Source organism: Microterricola gilva (assembly GCF_004217495.1).
In the GTDB taxonomy this organism is placed as follows: Bacteria; Actinomycetota; Actinomycetes; order Actinomycetales; family Microbacteriaceae; genus Microterricola; species Microterricola gilva.
In genome coordinates this window covers 1,751,046-1,771,917 of the sequence record NZ_SHLC01000001.1, presented here as the reverse complement: position 1 = coordinate 1,771,917, position 20,872 = coordinate 1,751,046, and the positions used below count along the sequence as shown (strand labels likewise).

The following is a 20,872-nucleotide window of genomic DNA, read 5'->3' as shown; positions in this document are numbered from 1 at the left end:
CCTTATCGAGAGGACATCACCATGAATGCGCACAGCGCGCGCACGGCAGCCTTGCTGCTCGCCGCCGCTGCCTTCGCCGGGCTCGGCACCGGGTGTTCGACCGGCGCGCAGCAGCCAACGCCCACTGACAAGACCTCCGCCCTGCCGCAGGGTGACGAACAGGTCCAGCTGGACCCCGCCGAGTTCAGCACCACGATCGACAATCCGTACTGGCCGATGGTGCCTGGCACCCGCTGGACGTTCAGTGAGACGGATGCCGCCGGCGCAGCGCTCACGGTCGTCGTCACCGTCACGAGCGACACGAAGCTCATCGCCAACGGGGTGACAGCCAGGGTCGTGCGTGACACGGTCTGGGACGGGGGAGCGATCATCGAGGACACCTTCGACTGGTACGCGCAGGATGCGAGCGGCTCGATCTGGTACCTCGGCGAGGACACCGCCGAGTTTCAGGACGGCGCGGTCGTCTCCACGGAGGGCTCGTTCGAGGCCGGTGTCGACGGCGCGCTTCCGGGCATCGCGGTCCCGGCCGATCCGCAGCCTGGCATGGCCTATCGCCAGGAGTACTATCGCGGCGAGGCCGAGGACAACGGCGAGGTGCTGAGCGTACGAGAGATCGCGGACGTCCCGGCCGGACAGTACTCCGACGTGCTGCTGACCAAGGACACGGTCACGATCGAGCCAGACGCGCTGGAGTACAAGCTCTACGCCCCCGGCGTGGGACCGGTGCTCACCCTCGACATCTCGGGTGGCTCGGGCGGCCGTGAGGCGCTCATCAGCATCGAACAGGTTCCGGACGGCGCAGGGACCGGCCCACTCGGCCAGCCGGATTGAGCGAACGCGGCTACGCGCGCCCGCGGTTGCGGCGTCGAATCTCCTGCGGGGCGCGACCGCCGAGGAATGACTTGTCGGAGTCCACGAGGAAACCCTGCCTGAGGGCCTCGCGGCCGATCAGCATCCGGAACCCCATCTGATCGCGGTTGCTCAGGGTGGTCTCGGCCGTGACGGTGCGGCCGAACAGCTGCACATCGATGAGCACGACGATGCGCTCCTCGCTGTGGCCGGATGAGCTGCGCACAGAACGCCGGTCGTGCACGGGGCACTCAACGGTGATCGCGCCGTTGTCGGTGTGCTGCCAGGGGCGAACCTGGAATCGCACGTGGTCGACGCCGTCTGCGTCGACGAACTCCTCGACGTCGAAGGCGTGCAGTGCAGAGCTGCGGGCGCCGGTGTCGAGTTTCGCCTTGATCCACGGAATGCCGATGCCGGGAAGGCCAACCCACTCACGCCAGCCAGCGACAGTGCTTGAATAGGTAGGTTCTCTCACTCCTTTATCTTGGCAGGGTCATCGATGAAACTGGCTATTCTCTCGCGCGCGCCACAGGCATATTCCACGCAGCGGTTGCGCGCAGCCGCACTCCAGCGGGGCCACCGGGTAAAAGTTCTGAACACTCTGCGATTCGCCATCGATCTGTCTGGCCCAGAGCCGGACCTGCAGTATCGGGGCAAGCTGCTCTCCGATTACGACGCGATCCTGCCCCGCATCGGCAACTCGATCACCTACTTCGGCACCGCCGTTGTGCGCCAGTTCGAGCAGATGGACGTGTACACACCCAACACGGCAACGGGCATCACGAACTCGCGTGACAAGCTGCGCGCCACCCAGATCCTCTCTCGCCACGACATCGCGATGCCGGCGACGGCCTTCGTCCACGCCCGCGCCGACGTGCGCATGGCCATCGAACGCGTCGGCGGCGCGCCCGTCGTCATCAAGCTGCTCGAGGGCACCCAGGGCATCGGCGTCATCCTCGCCCCCGAGGTGAAGATCGCCGAGGCCATCATCGAGACGCTGCACTCCACCAAACAGAACGTGCTGATCCAGAGTTTCGTCTCGGAGAGCCGGGGCCGCGACATCCGCGCCCTCGTCGTCGGCGACCGCGTCGTTGCCGCCATGCGCCGGGTCGCGACCGGCGACGAGTTCCGCTCGAATGTGCACCGCGGCGGCAGTGTCGAGGCGGTCGAGCTGACGCCCGAGTACACGCGCGCGGCGGTGCGTGCCGCGCAGATCATGGGTCTGCGTGTTGCCGGCGTCGACATGCTCGAGGGCAACGACGGTCCGCTCGTGATGGAGGTCAACTCCTCGCCGGGCCTCGAGGGCATCGAGCGGGCGACCGGGCTGGACGTGGCCGGTGCGATCATCGACTACATCGCGGGGCAGGTCGCCTTCCCCGAGATCGATGTGCGGCAGCGGCTCAGCATCTCCACCGGCTACGGCGTGGCCGAGATCGTCGTGCACAGCGACGCCGGCCTGGTCGGTAGGCGCCTGGCGGACTCGATGCTGAGCGACCTCGACATCACGGTGCTCACCGTGCACCGCGGCACCACCGTCATCCCGAACCCCAAGCGCGACGTCGTGCTCGAAGCCAACGACAGGCTGCTCTGTTTCGGCAAGCTCGAGGACATGCGGTCGATGGTGCCGGAGCGGCGCCGGCGGCGGGCGCGGGTGCGCAAGCTGCCCAAGGAGCCGATCCCCGAGGGGTGAACGGATGCCGCGCCGGCAACGCTCCGCCTAGTGCTCGGCCCAGAGCTCCTCGATCGGGATGTCCCGTTGCAGGATGTTCGACGCCGCACGGTGGCCGGAGTGCATCGCTGCTGGGACCGTTGCTGGATCGTCCGTCCAGGTCGCCTCACCGGCGATGTGCAGGACTCCGCCGACGGGTGTCGCGAGGTCGTCGTGATCGGCGGTCGTCGAACCGACCGTCATGAACGCGTACGAGCCCCGGGCGAATGGGTCGTCCTGCCACTTGGTGATGTGCACGCGTGTCGGGCGCTGCACGCGATCTCCGTAGAGGCGCCGCAGCTGCGCCAGGATCGAGTCGACGACCTCGTCCTCGGTCCAGTTGCGTGTTTCGCGCGCCGCCGGCCCGGCCGCGAAGGTCAGGAGCGTCGGCGTCCCGTGCAGCGGAGTCAGGTCGTACCAGGAGTGCCACCACCGACCCTCTGGTCCCTGCTGCCGGATCGCGTAGACCTCGTCGTCCCAGAACGTCGACTCGAACCGCATGATGACCTTCTCGAAGGCGTTCATCTCGAGCCTGCCCAGGGCGCCGCTGATGGGTTCGGGCAGCGGCGGCGAGACGACGAAGTCAGCGGACTGGAGAACGCCGATCGGCACCGTCACCACCGCGGTGTCGGCCGTCAGAGTGGAGCGTTCCGTCGCGACAGTGACGCCCTCCGCCGACCAGCTCACCTGGCCGACGACGTGCTCGAGACGCACGTCGAGCCCCGCTGCCAGACGCTCAGGGAGGTGGTCGTAGCCGTCCGGGAACACGACCTCGTCCCCGGCGACATTGTCGTCATCGAGACCGTGCGCGGCGAGATCGTCGATCCACGCCCCGTACTGTTCCTCCGTCCGGTGTTGCAGGAACTCGCGAACCCGCTCGGCACGCTCGCCGTCCCAGCCCTGGGCGGCGATGGCGGTCTCGGTCACATCGCGGTAGGAGGCGCCGGCATCCGATGCGGCGATCCTTTCGACGAGGGTGGCGTCGAGCGCGCGGATGTCGCTCGCGAAGCCGTGCGCAGCGGCCGCCGAGAGTCTCTCCCCATCTGGACCGTAGTACGCGATCGGGCGGCTGTCTGGCTGAAATCCACCGACAGAGAACTCCACGGTGCGCATGCCGAATGCCTCGATGGCAGCGGCGACGGGTTCGTCGGTGATGCCGTGGATCCACGATGCGCCGAGGTCGGTGACGAGCCCGTCGTGTCGATCGGTGTGGACCCTGCCGCCGATGCGGTCACGTGCTTCGAGCACCACGACCCTCCGGCCGGCCTTCATCAAAAGGCGCGCGGCGGTGAGGCCGGACACACCCGCTCCGATCACGATCGTCTCGAAGTGGTCCATCCCCAACCTTCCACCACAGCGGCCGCTCCGCCCGTGCGCTCCGACACTATCGAGCTTGCCGCCCCCGGGCGACACTATGCTGAGCGGATGCATGATGACGTGTTCCTGGAATCGGTGACTGCCGCGCTCTCAGCCGTTCCCGGCGTGCGGGGCGTTGCCCTCGGCGGTTCACAGGCGCGCGGCGTCCAACGGCCAGACAGCGACTGGGATCTGGCCGTCTACTACCGCGATGCACTGGACGTCGAGCAGATTCGTGCACTCGGCTGGCCGGGTGAGCTGACGGAGCTCGAGGGCTGGGGGAGCCTCTTCAACGGCGGCGGCAAGGTCACGGTCGACGGGAGGGACGTCGACATCCACTACCGCGACCTCAGCGTGATCGAACGGATCCACGAGGATGCCGAACATGGGCGCTTCTACATCGACGGGCTGCTCTTTCACCAGGCCGGGATCCCCAGTTACATCCTCCTGGCGGAGCTCGGCATCAACCGACCGCTGTGGGGCGAGGTGCCGCAGTGGGAGTACCCGGAGGCGCTCCGGGAGAGCGCGAGCGCGGAGTGGTGGGCGACGGCGGATATGACGCTCGTGTACGCAGACGGGCACGCCCGCCGCGGGCGCGTCGCGCAGTGCGCTGGCCTCATGAGCGAGGCCGCGTGCCGCGCAGCGCACGCGATCCTCGCCGCACGAGGCGAGTGGGTGACAAACGAGAAGGGGCTGCTCGCCCAGGCGGGCGTCGACGGCGTCGACGATCTGGTGCTCGGGCTGAGCGCGGATCCGGAGTCGCTCGTTGAGACCGTATGTGCGACGCGTGAGCTACTCAGCGCCGCTGTGCGTGAGTCCGGCGTCGCCGTGGAGTGAGCTTCATCCCATCGGGGTGACGTCGACCGCGGTGACACGGGGTTAGGGTCAGGGCAAAACCATCCGCGCAAGGAAAGACAGGTGCAGAGATGTGTCGATGGCTGGCCTACTCAGGCGAAGCGCTCCAACCCTCCTTGGTGATCCTGGATGCCCAGCATTCACTGGTCGCCCAATCGCTGAACTCGCCGCTCGGCAACGAGACCGTCAACGGTGACGGCTTCGGTTTCGGTTGGTACCCCGAGAACAATGAACCGGGCTCCCAACCCGCCTTTTTTCACAGCATCGAGCCGGCGTGGAACGATCAGAACCTCCGCGAGCTGACCCGCAGCATCCGCAGCCCGCTGTTCTTCAGCCATGTTCGCGCGGCCGGTGGGCCGCCGATCCAGCAGACCAACTGCCACCCGTTCCGCCATGAGAACTGGATGTTCATGCACAACGGCTTCCTCACCGAATTCTCGAAGGTGAAGCGCGATCTGACCTATGCCGTTGACCCCTCGCTCTACCCGAACATCCTGGGCACGACCGACTCAGAGGTGCTGTTCAACCTCGCTCTGACGCTCGGTCTCAAGGACGACCCCATCGCGGCGATGGCGGCGACGATCCGCAAGGTCGAGTCCGTTGGGCGCGATCATGGAGTGGCGTTTCCCATGCAGGGCACGGTCGCCGTGACCGATGGCGCGACGATGTGGGCGTTCCGCTACTCCTCGCAGATGCGCAGTCGAACGCTGTTCCACTCCACGGACGTCGAGACGCTGTGGGAGATGTACCCCGACGCGGAGCGGTTCAAACTGTTCGGGCCGAACGCCAGACTCATCGTCTCCGAGCCACTCAATGATCTGCCCGGCGTCTTCCAGGAGGTACCAGAATCGACGGCGCTGGTGGTTGAGTCCTCCGGATATCACCACGAGCCGTTCCTCGCAGCGGATGACTAGGCCCTGAGCACGCCGCCGATGAGTGTGGAGCGTGGCGTTGCCGCAGTCGTCCTCACGGTTGCACTCGCTTTCGCCGTGAGCCCGGTAGCGGCTGCCGTTGCCGCCGAGGGATCCGGCATCACGCGGCCTCAGGTCCCCACGCCCGTGTCCACGGAGCCCGCACCAGAGACGCCGGCACCCACCGACGCCGCCACCCCGGTGCCGCCCACTGACGAGCCCGAGCCGGTCCCCACCGAGACCGGCGTGCCCCCGACAGCCGAGCCGACCCCCACGGAGGAAGCACCTGCTCCGACGGAGGTACCCGTGCCCGACGAGGCGCCCGTGGACGAGCCGGACAACACCGAGCTCGCCCCGATCGAACCGGCGTATGCCGACCCGGACGTCGACCCGGTGTCGTGGATCATCGCCATCGCCGTCCTGCTCGTGGGCATTGCGGTCCTGTTCCTGATCCGCCGCAGGGCGCCGCGTCGGCGTGTAAACGAGGTGATGCCGGCGCAGGCAGAACCGCAGACTCACGCCGAACCGGCCGTCGTGCTGGCCGCCCTGGAGTCGAGTGGCGAGGCGATGATCGATGCCGGCTACTCGGTGGTGAGCGTGACGGAGGCGCTGGTGGACATCGCCGCCGCGAACGGATACCCGACGGCGGAGATCGTCGTCTTCCCTACGGCGCTGTTCATCTCCGCGAGCGCCGACGGGCAACTCCGAACCGGAGTGGTCTCCAGCGGGCACAGTGCGCTGCTGCTCCATCAGGTGGAGGAGCTCGATGACGCGATTGAATCGGCGCAGAGCGGGGCACTGCCAGCCGCCGCGGTTCCATCACGCATCGTGGCGATCCGCCGACTGCCGCGTCCCTACAACACAGCACAGCGCCTGATCGCGTACATGTTCCTCTCCAGCGGAATCTCGATGCTGCTCGGTGCGTCCTGGGCGGGCGTGCTCCTCTCGGCGGTACTGGGTGCTGTCGTGGGCTCGCTCCTTCTGGCCGGTGCGGGAACGGCCAGGCGGTATCAGGCGCTGATCACCGTTGGGGCGTCCTTCCTCGTGGGGGTGTCCGTGTTCCTCCTGATCCGCACCGATATCGATCCCGGTGTCCTCCCGTCCCTGATCGCCCCGCTGATCATCCTGCTACCCGGTGCGTTGCTGACGACCGGCGTCGTGGAGCTGTCGACCGGGCAGATGATGGCCGGGGCCGGTCGTCTCGCGGCCGGATCGATGCAACTGATCCTCCTCGCGGTTGGAATCGTTGCGGCTGCCGGGGTCGTCGGGATTCCAGCACGTGAAATCACCTCGGCGCAGGAACCACTCGGCGCCCTGGGCCCGTGGCTCGGTGTGGCGGTGTTCGGTGTGGGGATCGTCGTGTATCAGTGCGCCAGACCCGCCTCGCTGGGCTGGATCCTGCTGGTCCTCTACGTCGCGTACGGGGCGCAGGTGCTCGCCGATGTGTTCCTCGGCGGCGTGCTGTCGGCCTTCGTCGGGGCCCTGGCGATGACCCCGGTGGCCGTCATCGTCGCGCGGCAACGGTCCGGGCCTCCGGCGATCGTGAGCTTCCTGCCCGCGTTCTGGCTGCTCGTTCCCGGCGCGCTCGGTCTCGTCGGCGTTGCCAGCCTTCTCGGAGGGGATACCGGGGGAGTCAGCTCCCTCGTGACGACGGTGTCGACGATGGTCGCCATCGCACTCGGCGTCCTCGCCGGCACCGCGATCACCGGGCGCGTGCGGCGTGGGCCCGGCGCGATCTGATCCGGCTACTCGACGATCTGCAGGGCGTGATCGGTGTTGTTGAAGCGCGCGCCGCCGTCGTCGGTGACCGTGACGATGTCTTCGATGCGCACGCCGAAGCGTCCCTTGAGGTAGATTCCGGGCTCGATCGAGAAGCACATCCGCGGCTGGAGGAGCCGCTCCTCGCCCTCGACCATGTACGGCGGTTCGTGGGTCGTCACGCCGATCCCGTGGCCGGTGCGGTGGATGAACTGCTCGCCGTATCCGGCCTCGGTGATCACCGCTCTGGCGACCCGGTCGATCTCCTGGCAGGTCACGCCCGGTCGGACCGCCTCGAATGCCGCCTGTTGTGCCTGCCTGACGATCTCGTGGACCTCCAGCACCTCGGCCGACGGTTCGCCGACGCAGACTGTGCGGGTGGTGTCCGATCCGTAGCCGTGCATGAGCCCGCCGAAGTCGAGCACCACCGCGTCGCCATGTTCGATCACGCGATCGCCCGCCTCGTGGTGGGGATTGGCGCCGTTGGGGCCAGAGCCGACGACGGTGAAATCGACCTGCTCGTGCCCGAACTCTCGCAGGAGCCTGGCCAGGTCTGCCGCGACATCCGTCTCGCGCCGACCGGCGAACCGTACCTTCAGGATCTCGGCGTATGTCGCATCGGCGGCGGCACCCGCCGCGGCGAGCCGGCCGAGCTCGTTGTCGTCCTTGAGCGCACGCATCATCGGAAGGCTGTGGCTCAACGAAGCGAAGCGGGTGTCTGGCAGCGCGGCTTGGAGGCCGAGCAGGTGCATCGCCCACGCCGAGTCGGAGATGCCGAACCGCCCATCGGGCCGCAGCAGACGACTCGCGGCCTCATAGGGGTCTGTGCCATCGGTCCAATCGGCGATCCCGACCGCCGTAGCGCCGTCGGCTGCTTCGGCATCCGGTCGCTCCAGAATGGGCACAAGCAGCGTCGGGTGCGTGTGAGGGGCGACCAGCAACATCGTCAGGCGCTCGGTCATGGCGGTGGGGCGGTAGCCGGTGAGCCAGACCAGGTCCGGCCCTGGAGTCACGATGACGCCGTCGAGTCCCGCCTCAAGCGCGTCGTCGACCAGCCGCGCCATGCGGGCCGCGTAGTCCCCGCTCGTGAATGGGATGGGTACAGCGTTCATTCCTGCCGTCACGGCGCCTCCTCAGTGTTCCTCTCAGGATCGCACCTTTCCAACCAAACACGACATTGCTAAGATGAGGAATCCTCTCAGTTATCCCTTTGGGGTGGGGTGGCGCGTATGTTAGACCTTCGTTTCACGACCGGATGGGATGGCACAACACGTGCCGGAGGCCGCACTCGAGCGTGGTTGCAATGAGCACCGCGGATGCCGCTCTCGCACGACCGAAGGCGCCACCGGCCGTCGTGATCTCGTGGCTGGCCCTCGCCTTGATGACGACGAGTTCGGTCGCAAGCCTGCGGCCAGCCCCCACCATGGCGGTCTACGGTCTGGCCGCGGTCTTCCTCTACCTCGTCCCCGCCATCGTCTTCCTGCTTCCGACCTCGCTCGTGGCGGCGGAGCTGGCCTCCGGCTGGGAGGGCGGAATCTACAAGTGGGTTGCGGCGGGAATCTCGAAGCCGATGGGCTTCCTGGCCGTGTGGTGCCAGTTCGCCATGACGATCTTCTACTACCCGACCTTGCTTGGCTTCGTGGCGAGCACGCTCGCCTACGTGTTCAATCCGGCGCTTGCCAGCAACGGGGTCTGGACCGCGCTCGTGATCGTCGTGTTCTACTGGTCCGGCGTGTTCGTGTCCTCCCGCGGCACCAAGGGCGTCTCCGGTCTGGCCAGCGGCGGCCTCATCATCGGTACCCTGATCCCCGGCGCGTTCCTCGTCATCCTGGGCGCCGTGTTCCTGGGCCAGGGCAACCCATCTGCCGCTCCGATGACGGCCGCGAACTTCTTTCCAGAGTGGGCGGGGTTGGCCAGCCTGGTGCTGATCGTGAACAACTTCCTCTCCTACAGCGGCATGGAGATGAATGCGGTGCACGTGTCCTCGCTGAAGAACCCGGCCAAGGAGTACCCGAGGTCGATCTTCCTGGCGATGGGACTCGTTCTGCTGATCTTCATCCTGCCGGCGCTCGCGATCAGCTGGATCGTGCCGGCCGAGGAGCTCTCACTCACCGCCGGCGTCATGCAGGCTTTTGACGCCGTGCTCGCACAGTTCGGCATGCAGGGCCTCACCCCGATCATCGGGATCATGCTGGTGGCCGCATCATTGGGTGGCATGCTGACCTGGTTGGCGGGCCCGTCGAAGGGCCTGCTGCTGATCTCGCGCGAGGAGGGATACCTCCCGCCCTTCCTGCAGAAGCTCAACAAGAAGGGCGTGCAGCAGAACCTGCTGGTGGTGCAGGGGCTCGTCACGACCGTGATCGCACTCGGCTACGCCCTGATCCCGGATGTGTCGAGCGCGTACTGGATCTTCTCCGTGATCACCACGCAGGTGTACCTGATCATGTACCTGCTGATGTTCATTGCGGCGATCCGGTTGCGTCGAAATGACCCGGACCACCCGCGTGGCTACCGGGCGCCGATGCTGATCGGCCTGGCCGGAGTCGGGTTCGCTGCCTCGCTGGCCGCACTGCTCGTCGGCTTCATCCCGCCGTCCCAGTTCGGCGGTGAGAACCCCGCCGTCTACTTCCTCATCGTTGGTGGTGGCGCACTGGGGCTCGGCCTGCTCGTGCCATTCCTCTTCTACCGGTTCCGCAAACCGTCCTGGAAGCAGCCTGAGCAGACCAACCAGGCAGGGGGTGCAGCGCCATGAGCACGCAGATGGAGTCGTCGACCAAGCGAGAGCGCTCGGTTCTCTACATCGTGAGTGTTGTCGTGCTCGTGGTCCTGGCCGTTGTCGGCCTGCTCACGTTCAGGTCGGCGAGAGAGACGCAGCAGGCGCAGGAGAAGGCCGATCAGTTGATCTCGAACATCGAGGCGACGGGGGCGACGGCGCCGTCCAGCGAGCAGATCGTGCGCGTCCTCGGCGAGGACGGCGGGGCGGTCTGTGCGAACCCGAACGAGGCCTTGACCCGGGCGACGTTCCTGGGGCAGCTGACGACCGGGGCAGGCGGGACGGGAAGCCGTCCGATCATCGCCGAGAACCGGCTCGTTCAAGGGCAACTCCTGATAATGGACGTCTATTGCCCAGACGAACTGGCCGAGTTCCAGGAGTTCGTGAACACCTTGAACACGTCCGACGCCAACGGCGGGTGAACCGTGGATCTGCGTTCGACAATCGCCGATCGGATGACGGGGGCGCGGGAGGAGCTCGCGGAGCTCGTTGCGTTCCGCTCGGTCGCGGATCCGCGCCAGTACCCGACGGAGGAGTGCTCACGGGCAGCGCACTGGGTGCTCGACAAGTTCGCCGCACTCGGATTCGCCGATGCTCGTCTCGAGGAGACGCCGGACGGCAGCTTCGCCGTTGTCGGGACCCGGCCGTGCGCCGACCCAAACGCCCCGACGGTGTTGCTGTACTCCCACTACGACGTTCAGCCGCCGCTCGACGATTCCGCATGGCGCACGCCGCCATTCGAGCTGACCGAGGTGGCTGGGCGCTGGTTCGGCAGGGGCTCCGCGGACTGCAAGGGAAACATCCTTGCTCAACTCCTCGCCATCCGGGGGCTCGACGGCGACGTGCCGGTGAACCTCAAACTCGTCGTCGAAGGCTCGGAGGAGCAGGGAACCGGAGGGCTTGAGGCCTTCGTAGCGAGCAACCCGGACACATTCCGCGCCGACGCCATCCTCGTCTGCGACACGGGCAACGCGGCGGTGGGGCGTCCTGCGGTGACGGCGTCCCTTCGTGGCATGGTGAATGTCGTGGTCACCGTGGAGGCCATGGCCACCGAGCTCCACTCCGGTATGTTCGGCGGTGCTGCCCCCGACGCCCTCGCGGCGCTCGTCGCCATGTTGGCTTCGCTTCGCGACAGCCAGGGCAACACCACCGTGACCGGCCTGGACAACACCCAGAGCTGGAGTGGGGAGCCGTATTCTCCCGAGCAGTTCCGCGCCGACGCGGCCGTGCTCGACGGGGTCGCGCTGCTCGGCGACGGCACGGTCTCCGACATGATCTGGGCCCGTCCGGCAATCACCGTCCTCGGGATCGACTGCGCATCGGTGACGGGATCGACGGCCGCCATCACGCCGCGGGCGGCAGCGCGCCTCAACCTTCGCGTGCCGCCGGGAATGTCTCCCACCGAGGCGCACGACGCGCTCGTCGAGCATCTCGCGGCCGCGGCACCGTGGGGTGTTCACGTCACAACGAAGACCGAGGCCATCGGATCTCCGTTCCAGGCGACAACCGACGGCCCAGCCTATGGCGCAATGGCCGCCGCAATGCAGGAGGCCTACGGAACGCCGATGAGCCTGTTGGGGCAGGGCGGATCGATCCCGCTCTGCACCGTGTTCGCCGACACGTACCCGCAGGCCGAGGTCATTCTGTTAGGGGTCGAAGAGCCCCTCGCGCTCATCCACGCACCGAACGAGAGCGTCGATCCGTCCGAGATCCAGGCGCTGGCCCTCACCATCGCCCTCTTCCTGCAACGATTCGCCACCCTGCGCGGTTAGCTCAGCACGCGACAACCACGGTGGCGTCGCGACTGTCGTCGCGCTCGACCCGCGTGGCGAAGCCCACGGCTTCGAACAGCGCGGCCGAGGCCGGCGCCTGTTCCGCGCTCGCCTCGATGAACAACGTGCCGCCCGGACGCAGCCAGCCGCCGGCATCCGCGGCAACCCGCCGGTGCACGTCGAGGCCGTCTGGCCCGCCGTCGAGTGCGCTGCGCGGCTCGTGCACACGGGCCTCTGGCGGCATCAGGGCGATCGACGCGCTCGGCACATAGGGCGCGTTCACGGCGAGAACGTCGATCTGGCCGCGCAGCGCGCTCGGGAGGGCTGCGAACAGGTCACCCCGCACAACGGTCGCGCGGTCACCGAGGTTGTGCCTGGCGCACCGCACGCTTTCGGCCGTCACGTCGCTCGCCCAGAGCCGCGCGGTGGGGACGGAGGCGAGGACGGCGGCGCTGATGGCGCCAGAGCCGCAGCACAGGTCGACGACGACGGCGTCTGCGGAGCACGCGTCGATGGCGAGCTCGGCCAGGAACTCCGTGCGGCGCCTGGGCACGAAGACCCCCGGAGCCACTGCGACGCGCAGGCCGGCGAATTCGGCCCAGCCGAGCACCTGCTCGAGCGGGAGGCCGGCGAGGCGTCGGTCGAGCAGTTGGCGCAGATGCGCGGCATCCCCTGCCGAGGCCTCGAGCAGCAGCGCTGCCTCGTCTTCGGCGAACACCGAACCCGATGCGCGGAGTGCATGCACGAGCTCGGAGGTGGGAAGCGGGGCAGGCTGGGGCAGGGGCGGATCCTCTCGACGCCGTCGATCCTAGCCCCGTCGGAGATGCGGGCGCCAGCATGATCCGGGGTCGTGGCGCGCGATGTCGGTGGCTGCGGGGAGAATGGTGCGGTGGCCATCGTTCTCTCTCGCACAGACCCGACCTCGGTGATGGCGAGCACCGTCGACGAGCGCGGAGAGCTCGTGGGCGCGCCCCTCGCGCTGGAGTTCTCGGCATTGGCCGCCTTTGTCACCGAGCGCGAACGCGCGCACCGGGCGGCTGGCGACGCCGCGGAACGCTGGGTGTGGAGCGACAGCTCCCGCTGGTACGGCGACCTGCTCACCGCCGGCGTGCGGGTGCAGCGATGCCACGATCTGCGTCTCAGCCACGCGATCCTGCGCAATTCGACCCTCTCCGCCGGCACGGAGTTCGCGCGTTCGGCGCCCAGCGAATGGAGCCGGCCTGCCGAGCCGCTCACCGCGGCCGTCGCGCCCGTGCACAGCGCCCTGTTCGACCTCAGCGACACGATAGCGTCCGGGCGCAGCGCTGCCGCCGCCGACGACAGCGTCGCCGAGTACCGACGCCAGCTGCGGGCGATCGCCGAGGTGCCGGATGCAGGCAGGCTGCGGCTCCTCCTCGCGGCCGAGTCCGTCGGGGCGCTCATCGCCGCCGAGATGCGCAGTGCCGGGCTGCCGTGGCGCACCGAGGTGCACGACGCGATCCTGACCGAAGAGCTCGGCCCGCGGGTGCCCTACGGCACGCGGCCGGCCAAGCTCGAGGTGCTGGCCGGCCGCATCCGGAGCATCCTCGGTGACAACACCGTCAACCCGGACTCCCCGCAGAGCATGCTCAAGGCACTGAATCGCGCCGGTCTGATGATCACGTCGACGAGCCGTTGGGAGCTCGCCGAGTACACGCATCCGGTGATCGCGCCGCTGCTCGAGTACAAGAAGCGGGCGCGCCTGCTCACTGCCAATGGCTGGACCTGGATGGACCAGTGGATCGTTGACGGTCGGTTCCACCCCGACTATGTCCCAGGCGGCGCCGCAACCGGGCGCTGGGCCACCAGCGGGGGCGGAGCCCTGCAGCTGCCGCGCCAGATCCGCGCGGCCGTCACGGCCGACCCCGGCTGGAAGCTCGTCGTGGCGGATGCGGCCCAGCTCGAGCCGCGCATTCTCGCGGCGCTCTCGGCCGACACCAGCATGGCCGCGGCCGGCCGCGGCGTCGACATGTACGCGGGCATCGTCGCCAGCGGGGTCGTCGAGACGCGTGATCAGGCGAAGGTCGCCATGCTCGGGGCGATGTACGGCGCGACGACGGGGGAGAGCGGGCGCCTGATGCCGAAGCTCACCCGGGCGTACCCGCGCGCGATCCGCCTCGTCGAGCAGGCAGCCCGTGCCGGCGAGCGTGGCGAGCTCGTCACCACCTGGCTTGGCCGCTCCTCTCCGGCCCCAGGCGAGGACTGGCGCGAGGCGCAGTGGCGGGCGAGCCAGCCGGGCGCCAGCACCGCCGAGGAGGCCAGGGCACGCAGCCGGGCACGGGACTGGGGTCGCTTCACCCGCAACTTCGTCGTGCAGGGGAGCGCGGCGGAATGGGCACTCTGCTGGATGGCGGAGCTCCGCAAGGGGCTGCTCGCGATCGAGGGCATGAACCCGCAGCCGCCAGGGCGCCGTGCCGCGGCATCCGGCCCCGTCTTCGAGCGGATCCCGCACCTCGTCTTCTTCCTGCACGACGAGATCATCGTGCACACGCCGGCCGAGCACGCCGAGGAGGTGGCCGCGGTCGTCACGGCGGCGGCCGCGACCTCCGGCCGGCTGCTCTTCGGCGACTTCCCTGTGGACTTCCCACTGGGCATCGCCACCGTCGAACGCTACTCCGACGCGAAGTAGCGAGCTAGGCCGACAGCCGGACGGCGCCCGTCATCACGGCGGCGACTGCCCCGCCGTCAACGAGCAGGTCGGTGCCGGTGATGAAGGATGCCGCGTCGGAGAACAGGAACGCGACGGCCGCCGCGATGTCATCCGGCGTGCCGAGCCGTCCGGTTCCCGAGCCGTCGACCATGGCCCGCATGTTCGCGCCGGACTCGCTGGCCAGCTCCTGCCTGCCCATTCTGGTCGAGATGACACCGGGGCTGATCGAGTTGATGCGTGCTCCCTTGGCTCCCCACGTCGTGCTCGCGGCGCGTACGCGCAGTTGGTTGGCACGCTTCGAGAAGGAGTAGGCGTGGCCTGCTGACGCGAAGGCGTCCGGCGAGGTGGCAGGCAGGCTGAGTAGCTGGTCGCCCGGTGTCATGGCCAGCTGGCCCTCGAGTTCGCGGTCCAGCGCCGGAACGAAGTGTCCGGACATGCTCGAGATCACGACTCCGGCACCACCGGGGGCGATCACCTCTGCAAACTCCTCGAGCACGATCGCCACGCCGAGCAGGTCGACGGCGAGGATGGCCTCGGTCGGCGCCTGTGCGGGGGAGAGCCCAGCCGTGTGGAGCACCTGGGCAACGGGCCCGAGCGCGGCTGCCGCGCGAGCGAGCGCGCGCACGGATTCGCGAGACGACACGTCGACGTGCTGCGTCTCCACCTGCTGGCCCTCGTCGCGCAGCGTCTCGGCGAGCGCATCCAATGCACTCGCGTTGAAGTCGGCCAGCAGCACCGTCTTCCCTCCACCCAATCGTCGACTCGCGGCAACGCCCATGCCGCCGGTACCGATGACCACCAGAACTTCATTCGGCATCTGCCGACCTCCGTGCGTTCGTAAAGAGAGACAATTTGTCTCGTAATGTGAATCTACACGCGCAGACGACGGCGGGCGAGTACATAGACTGATGCGATGGCAGCCGGGCGCAAACGTAGCGAGACCTCGCGGCTCGCCGCCCTCGCCGCAACTCGCGCGCTCCTCGTTGAACTCGGCTACGAGCGCATCACGCTCGACGCCATAGCGGCACGGGCCGGGGTCGGGCGGCAGACCCTCTACCGGTGGTGGGGCTCGAAGGGCGCGATCGTCGCCGACGCCGCGCTTGCCGGTGGTGTCGCGACTGAGCTCCGCCCGATCGCCGACAGCGGGGATCTGCGTGGCGATCTCCGTGCGTGGCTGAACGAGTGGGTCTCACATGTCGCGACCCCAGAGGGCACGAGCCTCACGTTGGCGCTCACCGCAGCGTCCTCCGACAACCAGGCGATCGCCGATCAGCTCTACGAGCGGTTCACCGGCCCGCACGAAGAACAGTTGCGTGCACGACTTGCCCGTGCGCGCGAGGTTGACCAGCTGCCGGCGGATGCCGACGTCAGCACGATCGCAGCCGTGCTCATCGGTTTCCTGCTCTACCGGATCCTCGGCCGCCAGCGGCTACCCGCGGCATCCGATGTCGACGCGCTCGTCTCGCTGGTTGTCAGGCGGCAGGGCGACGGCCACGGCGAGGCCGCGCGTCACTGAGGGGCCGGCTGATCGCCGTGCCAGCGGTCGTGTCGGTGGCGGCGCGTTCGCAGGCATCGAGCCAGCGCAGCGCGGCAGCGCGCAACTCGTCTTCTGACGCGGTGGCCAGCACGTCCTGCACCGATTCCGGCTCCACCTGCTGCAGCAGCGGCGCCGCCCACAGCTCGCGGTGCTGCGCGAGCAGCGTGTCGAGGTTGACCCCTGGCAGCGAGGACGCCACCAACAGCTGGTCGAGCATCTCGTTCCAGTCCAGCTGCGCTGGACCGACGACGCTCAGCCATTCCCTGGCGGCGAGACGGCCGGCCGAGGTGAGTTCGTAGAGCGGCAGGCCGTCGCTCGTCGTGCCGCTGTCGCGCACGAGGGCGTTCTTGCCGAGCCGATCGAGTGTTGCGTAGATCTGGCCGACGTTGATGTCGCGGCGGTGGCCGAGCCGGGAGAGGAGTTCCGCGTGCAGCTGTGCCCCGTAGGCGGGCCCGAGCGTGAGCACGGCGAGCAGGCTCTCGCGCACCGACATGTATTCTCCTCTCGCACCGCCGACAGGGGCGGCTCCGATCGAGTGCCTCTGGGCTTGAGCATAATCAGGCGACGCACTGGCGCGACGGTGCCACGCTGCTTTCGGCGAATCCCCCTGTTCAGGGCTGGTGCGATCCGGTAATCTGCAGCCAAGACGCCGAAGGCCGATTCCCAGGCCCACTGGATCCCGGCCATTCTCCGCCTTGCCACGATTACGTACCCGACGTGCAAGGAGCAGGCTCATGCGTGCAATGCGATCGATGTTGGCCGGAGCGGCGGGGGCATCCCTCGTGATCGCGGCATTCGCGGCGGGAGCCGTGCAGCCGAAGATGGCGGCGGTGCCTGGCGAGGTGCACTTCACGGCCTCCGGAGACTTCGACGCGCGCACAGAGACGAGCGCGGTGCTCAACCAGATCGGCGCAATCGATCCCGATCTGCACCTCGCGCTCGGCGACCTCTCCTATGGCGTCACGGGGCAGGAGTCGACGTGGTGTGACTTCGTGACCACGCGTGTCGGGGCCGGCTTCCCCTTCGAGCTCATCTCGGGCAACCACGAGAGCAACGGTCAGAACGGCAACATCAACGATTTCTCCGCCTGTCTCCCGAACCAAGTGCCCGGCGCTGTCGGCACCTACGGACGCGAGTACTTCGTCGACGTGCCCGCCGATGCGCCGCTGGTGCGATTCATCGCGATCTCACCCGGGCTGACCTTTCCCGGCGGGAGCTGGTCGTATGCGTCGGGCACGCCCCACTACCAGTGGACGGTCAACGCGATCGACCAGGCCAGGTCGGCCGGGATCCCGTGGGTCGTCGTCGGCATGCACATGCCGTGTCTCTCGGTCGGCGAGTACGCCTGTGCGTCCGGCGTCGACATCAACAACCTGATGATGAGCAAGCGCGTCGACCTCGTGCTGAACGGGCATGAGCACCTCTACGCGCGCACAAAGCAGCTCGCGACCGGGCCCAATTGTTCCGGCCTCACGCCTGGCAGCTACACGGCCGGCTGTGTCGTGGATGCCGACAGCACCCTGGTCAGGGGAGCCGGGACCGTGTTCGCGACCGTCGGCACCGGCGGCGTCGCGTTGCGCGACGTCTCCACCACCGACGCCGAGGCGCCGTACTTCGCGGCAACGTCCGGTGCCAACCAGAATCCGAGTTGGGGCAACCTTGAGGTCGTCGCGAATGCCGACAGCCTGACCGCGAACTTCCGTAGGGCGACGGGCGGCACGTACACGGATGCCTTCACCATCGGTGCGGCGGCGGCGAACACCCCGCCGACGGCGTCATTCACGGCGTCCTGCACCAACCGTGACTGCACGGTCGACGCGAGCGGATCGACGGATGGCGACGGCACGATCACCGGCTATGCCTGGGACTTCGGTGACAGCACAACGGGGACGGGCAACCCCGCCGCGCGCAGCTACGCGGCAGCAGGAAACTACACGATCACGCTCACCGTGACCGACAACGCCGGGGGAACGAACACGACGACACGGCCAGTCACGGCGACCGACCCACCCGGTCCGGTGGCGCTGGCGGCAGACACCTTCGGGCGAACGGTGGCATCGGGCTGGGGCACGGCCGACAGCGGCGGCGCCTGGCAGCTGAGCGGCGCGACATCCAGCTTCTCTGTGGCCGACGGGGTCGGCAAGTTCAGGTTGCCGACCGCCAACGGAACGCTCAACGCCTTCCTGAACGGAGTGTCGTCGACGGCGACGGACCTCAGTCTCACCATCGCCTCCGACAAGGTGCCGGCGGGGAGCGGCTCCTATGTGTGGGCATACGGGCGCCGCATCTCCGGCGGCGGCGCGTATCTGGCGAAACTCAACCTGCGCGCGGGCGGCGATGTTCGACTCTCCCTGGTCAGAACGGACTCCAACGGCAACGCAGAGGTGGCACTGACGTCGACGAGCACGGCCGGCGGGGTGACGTATGCAGCGGGGGAGAAGCTGAGCATGCGCGTCCGCGTGACCGGCACATCGCCGAGCACCATTCAGGCCAAGGTGTGGAAGACAAGCGCGGCGGAGCCGGCCGCCTGGCAGCTGACGGCCACCGACAGCACCGCCTCGATCCAGGCCGCAGGTGGCATCGGGCTGAAGAGCTACCTCTCGAGCTCGGTCACCAACGTTCCGATCGTCGTGAGCTTCGACGATCTCCTCGCGGTCACTCCGTGAACCCGGGATTCGTTGTGTGAACCCCGCTTCTGGGGCATAATCGTGTGAGTGCCGGTCATGGCACCCGTTTCACAGGTCGTTGGGGAAGACGCACCTCACACGAAACGGAGAGATCATGACGGCAACACCTGCCCGTCTGGCGCCTGCCGCACGGGGAGTAATTTATGTGCACTCGGCACCGCGTGCACTCTGCCCGCACGTCGAGTGGGCTGCTGGTCGCGCCCTCGGGCGCGCGGTGAACTTCGATTGGGCGGAACAGCCCGTGCTCGATGGATGCCAGCGCGCCGAGTTCTACTGGGAGGGCGAGCGCGGCACGGGGGCGGCCATCGCCTCCGCCCTGCACGGCTGGGAGCACCTGCGTTTCGAGGTGACAGAGGATCCGAGTAACGGTTCCGACGGCGCCCGCTGGATGCACACGCCCGACCTCGGCATCTTCTGTGCGCAGGTCGACAGCGTCGGCAACATGGTTGTGCCGGAAGATCGGATCCGCGCAGCCATGCATCACGCCGGAACCAATGTGCTCGAACTCCACCGAGAGCTGCGGCTCGCGCTCGGCCAGGAGTGGGACGACGAGCTCGACGTCTTCCGCCACGCGAGCGACCACTCCCCGGTGATCTGGCTGCACAAGACCGGCTGAGCAGTCAGCCCGGCTGGTTCAGCCCCATGAGACGCAGAAGGCCCGCACGGAATACCGAGCGGGCCTTCTGAGCGTTCACACGAGGGTGTCGAGCGGGATCAGACGCTCCGGAATGCGATGACGGCGTTGTGTCCGCCGAAACCGAAGGAGTTGCTGATCGCCGTCAGCGGGCCGTCGCCGAGCGCACGCGGCGACGTGACGACGTCGAGCGCGATGGCCGGGTCCTGCTCGGTGAGGTTGATCGTCGGCGGGGCGACACGTTCGTGCAGGGCCTTCACCGTGAACAGCGCCTCGATCGCGCCGGCACCACCGAGGAGGTGACCGGTCGATGCCTTGGTTGCCGACACCGGGATGCCGTCGAGGAGGTCACCGAAGACACGGCGCAGCGCGTTGTACTCGGCAATGTCGCCGACGGGCGTGCTGGTGGCGTGCGCGTTGATGTGCGAGACCTCGCTCAGCGAGACACCGGCGTTCTCCAGCGTCGTGAGCATCGCCCTGGCGGCCGCGGAACCCTCGGGGTCCGGAGCCGTGATGTGGTACGCGTCGCTCGTGACCGTGCCGCCGAGCAGCTCGGCGTAGATGCGAGCGCCACGGGCCAGTGCGTGCTCCTCGGTCTCGACGACGAGCGCGGCAGCGCCCTCACCGAGCACGAAGCCGTCGCGGCTGACGTCGTAGGGGCGCGAGGCCGTCTGTGGGTCGTCGTTGCGCTTGGAGAGTGCCTGCATGGCCGCGAAGGACGCGATGGGCAGTGGGTGGATCGCCGCCTCGGAACCACCGGCGATGACGATGTCGGCCAGGCCGCGCTGCAGGTGGTCGTAGGCGTTGGCGAGGGCCTCGGTGCTGGAGGCGCAGGCGGAGACGACGGTACGGATGCCGGCACGAGCGTGCAGGTCCATTCCGATGGCCGCTCCCGGGCCGTTGGGCATGAGCATCGGGACGGTCATCGGCAGCACGCGGCGGGGGCCGCGCTCGCGCAGGGTGTCCCAGGCGTCGAGCAGCGTCCAGACGCCGCCGATGCCGGTGGACCAGTCGACGGCCAGACGCTCGGGGGCGACCTCGGGGGAGCCGGCATCCGCCCAGGCCTCACGCCCGGCGATGAGGGCGAACTGGCTGGAGGGGTCGAGACGCTTGGTCTCGTGACGCTCCAGCACCTCGCTCGGCTTCACGCGCGCCTGAGCGGCGAAAGTAATGGGGATCTGAGTCTCTTCGACCCAGGGGTAGTCGAGGGCGCTCGCACCGGACTCACCGGCGAGCAGGGCCGACCAGGTGTCCTGGGCGTTGCCACCGAGCGGCGACGTCGCGCCGATACCGGTGATCACAATCTTTTTGGTCATAACGTCAAACTCTCCACGCAGTGAGGGATCAAGCGGGCATGCCCGGCC

Annotated in this window: 19 protein-coding genes; 12 read left to right on the top strand and 7 right to left on the bottom strand. The window is 68.2% G+C overall.

All coding sequences use genetic code 11. From position 1 onward, the window contains the following. Nucleotides 1-21 precede the first annotated feature (21 nt). Complete coding sequence (locus EV379_RS17215; RefSeq protein WP_165397325.1) at nucleotides 22-831, top strand: hypothetical protein; 810 nt, start codon at nucleotides 22-24, stop codon at nucleotides 829-831. A gap of 10 nt (nucleotides 832-841) precedes the next feature. On the opposite strand, the gene EV379_RS08225 is transcribed toward EV379_RS17215, so the two are convergent. After that, a complete protein-coding gene (locus tag EV379_RS08225; protein ID WP_130505713.1) occupies nucleotides 842-1,324 on the bottom strand; it encodes an ATP-dependent zinc protease family protein in 483 nt (160 codons plus the stop codon). Nucleotides 1,325-1,348: 24 nt separating this feature from the next. Between EV379_RS08225 and EV379_RS08220 the strand changes: the two genes are divergently transcribed. After that, nucleotides 1,349-2,539: a RimK family alpha-L-glutamate ligase gene (locus EV379_RS08220; RefSeq protein WP_130505712.1), complete on the top strand. Its 1,191-nt coding sequence runs from the start codon at nucleotides 1,349-1,351 to the stop codon at nucleotides 2,537-2,539. 27 nt (nucleotides 2,540-2,566) lie between these two features. Here EV379_RS08220 and EV379_RS08215 read toward each other — a convergent pair whose 3' ends face one another. Then, a complete protein-coding gene (locus EV379_RS08215) occupies nucleotides 2,567-3,895 on the bottom strand; it encodes a flavin monoamine oxidase family protein (protein WP_130505711.1) in 1,329 nt (442 codons plus the stop codon). A gap of 87 nt (nucleotides 3,896-3,982) precedes the next feature. Between EV379_RS08215 and EV379_RS08210 the strand changes: the two genes are divergently transcribed. The 3 genes from EV379_RS08210 (at nucleotide 3,983) to EV379_RS08200 (ending at nucleotide 7,419) form a co-directional block, all read left to right on the top strand. Further along, the gene (locus tag EV379_RS08210) at nucleotides 3,983-4,750 is read left to right on the top strand and encodes a nucleotidyltransferase domain-containing protein (RefSeq protein ID WP_130505710.1); all 768 of its coding nucleotides are present in this window, start codon (nucleotides 3,983-3,985) and stop codon (nucleotides 4,748-4,750) included. A 137-nt stretch (nucleotides 4,751-4,887) separates the two neighbouring features. After that, nucleotides 4,888-5,682, top strand: coding sequence for a class II glutamine amidotransferase (locus EV379_RS08205; RefSeq protein ID WP_423203241.1), 795 nt, complete (start codon nucleotides 4,888-4,890; stop codon nucleotides 5,680-5,682). A gap of 18 nt (nucleotides 5,683-5,700) precedes the next feature. Next, nucleotides 5,701-7,419, top strand: a complete 1,719-nt coding sequence (locus EV379_RS08200; RefSeq protein WP_130505708.1) for a threonine/serine exporter family protein — start codon at nucleotides 5,701-5,703, stop codon at nucleotides 7,417-7,419. A 5-nt stretch (nucleotides 7,420-7,424) separates the two neighbouring features. On the opposite strand, the gene EV379_RS08195 is transcribed toward EV379_RS08200, so the two are convergent. Next, complete coding sequence (locus tag EV379_RS08195; protein WP_130507356.1) at nucleotides 7,425-8,549, bottom strand: aminopeptidase P family protein; 1,125 nt, start codon at nucleotides 8,547-8,549, stop codon at nucleotides 7,425-7,427. Between the two features lie 191 nt (nucleotides 8,550-8,740). Between EV379_RS08195 and gadC the strand changes: the two genes are divergently transcribed. The 3 genes from gadC to EV379_RS08180 are packed head-to-tail and all read left to right on the top strand — an operon-like array spanning nucleotide 8,741 to nucleotide 11,982. After that, a complete protein-coding gene (gene gadC / locus EV379_RS08190) occupies nucleotides 8,741-10,189 on the top strand; it encodes a glutamate/gamma-aminobutyrate antiporter GadC (RefSeq protein ID WP_130505707.1) in 1,449 nt (482 codons plus the stop codon). Beyond that, a complete protein-coding gene (locus EV379_RS08185) occupies nucleotides 10,186-10,632 on the top strand; it encodes a hypothetical protein (protein WP_130505706.1) in 447 nt (148 codons plus the stop codon). Before gadC ends, EV379_RS08185 begins: the two co-directional genes overlap by 4 nt. Nucleotides 10,633-10,635: 3 nt before the next feature. After that, nucleotides 10,636-11,982 carry a dipeptidase gene (locus EV379_RS08180; protein ID WP_130505705.1) on the top strand — a complete coding sequence of 449 codons (1,347 nt, stop codon included), beginning with the start codon at nucleotides 10,636-10,638 and terminating at the stop codon, nucleotides 11,980-11,982. Nucleotide 11,983: 1 nt separating this feature from the next. On the opposite strand, the gene EV379_RS08175 is transcribed toward EV379_RS08180, so the two are convergent. Continuing rightward, entirely contained in the window at nucleotides 11,984-12,727 is a 744-nt protein-coding gene (locus EV379_RS08175; RefSeq protein ID WP_341273528.1) for a putative protein N(5)-glutamine methyltransferase, read from the bottom strand. 144 nt (nucleotides 12,728-12,871) lie between these two features. On the opposite strand from EV379_RS08175, the gene EV379_RS08170 reads away from it, so the two are divergent. Then, nucleotides 12,872-14,629: a bifunctional 3'-5' exonuclease/DNA polymerase gene (locus EV379_RS08170; protein ID WP_130505703.1), complete on the top strand. Its 1,758-nt coding sequence runs from the start codon at nucleotides 12,872-12,874 to the stop codon at nucleotides 14,627-14,629. A 4-nt stretch (nucleotides 14,630-14,633) separates the two neighbouring features. On the opposite strand, the gene EV379_RS08165 is transcribed toward EV379_RS08170, so the two are convergent. Further along, nucleotides 14,634-15,467: an SDR family oxidoreductase gene (locus EV379_RS08165; protein WP_130505702.1), complete on the bottom strand. Its 834-nt coding sequence runs from the start codon at nucleotides 15,465-15,467 to the stop codon at nucleotides 14,634-14,636. A 96-nt stretch (nucleotides 15,468-15,563) separates the two neighbouring features. On the opposite strand from EV379_RS08165, the gene EV379_RS08160 reads away from it, so the two are divergent. Continuing rightward, nucleotides 15,564-16,166, top strand: a complete 603-nt coding sequence (locus tag EV379_RS08160; RefSeq protein ID WP_130505701.1) for a TetR/AcrR family transcriptional regulator — start codon at nucleotides 15,564-15,566, stop codon at nucleotides 16,164-16,166. Here EV379_RS08160 and EV379_RS08155 read toward each other — a convergent pair. Beyond that, complete coding sequence (locus EV379_RS08155) at nucleotides 16,123-16,680, bottom strand: PadR family transcriptional regulator (protein WP_165397324.1); 558 nt, start codon at nucleotides 16,678-16,680, stop codon at nucleotides 16,123-16,125. The two genes, EV379_RS08160 and EV379_RS08155, sit on opposite strands and share 44 nt — an antisense overlap. Before the next feature lie 241 nt (nucleotides 16,681-16,921). On the opposite strand from EV379_RS08155, the gene EV379_RS08150 reads away from it, so the two are divergent. Continuing rightward, nucleotides 16,922-18,853 (top strand): PKD domain-containing protein, encoded by a 1,932-nt coding sequence (locus EV379_RS08150; RefSeq protein WP_130505699.1) that lies wholly within the window; start codon nucleotides 16,922-16,924, stop codon nucleotides 18,851-18,853. Nucleotides 18,854-18,968: 115 nt separating this feature from the next. Continuing rightward, a complete protein-coding gene (locus EV379_RS08145) occupies nucleotides 18,969-19,490 on the top strand; it encodes a DUF3145 domain-containing protein (RefSeq protein ID WP_130505698.1) in 522 nt (173 codons plus the stop codon). A 98-nt stretch (nucleotides 19,491-19,588) separates the two neighbouring features. Here EV379_RS08145 and EV379_RS08140 read toward each other — a convergent pair whose 3' ends face one another. After that, nucleotides 19,589-20,824: a beta-ketoacyl-[acyl-carrier-protein] synthase family protein gene (locus tag EV379_RS08140; RefSeq protein ID WP_130505697.1), complete on the bottom strand. Its 1,236-nt coding sequence runs from the start codon at nucleotides 20,822-20,824 to the stop codon at nucleotides 19,589-19,591. Nucleotides 20,825-20,872: the final 48 nt, after the last annotated feature.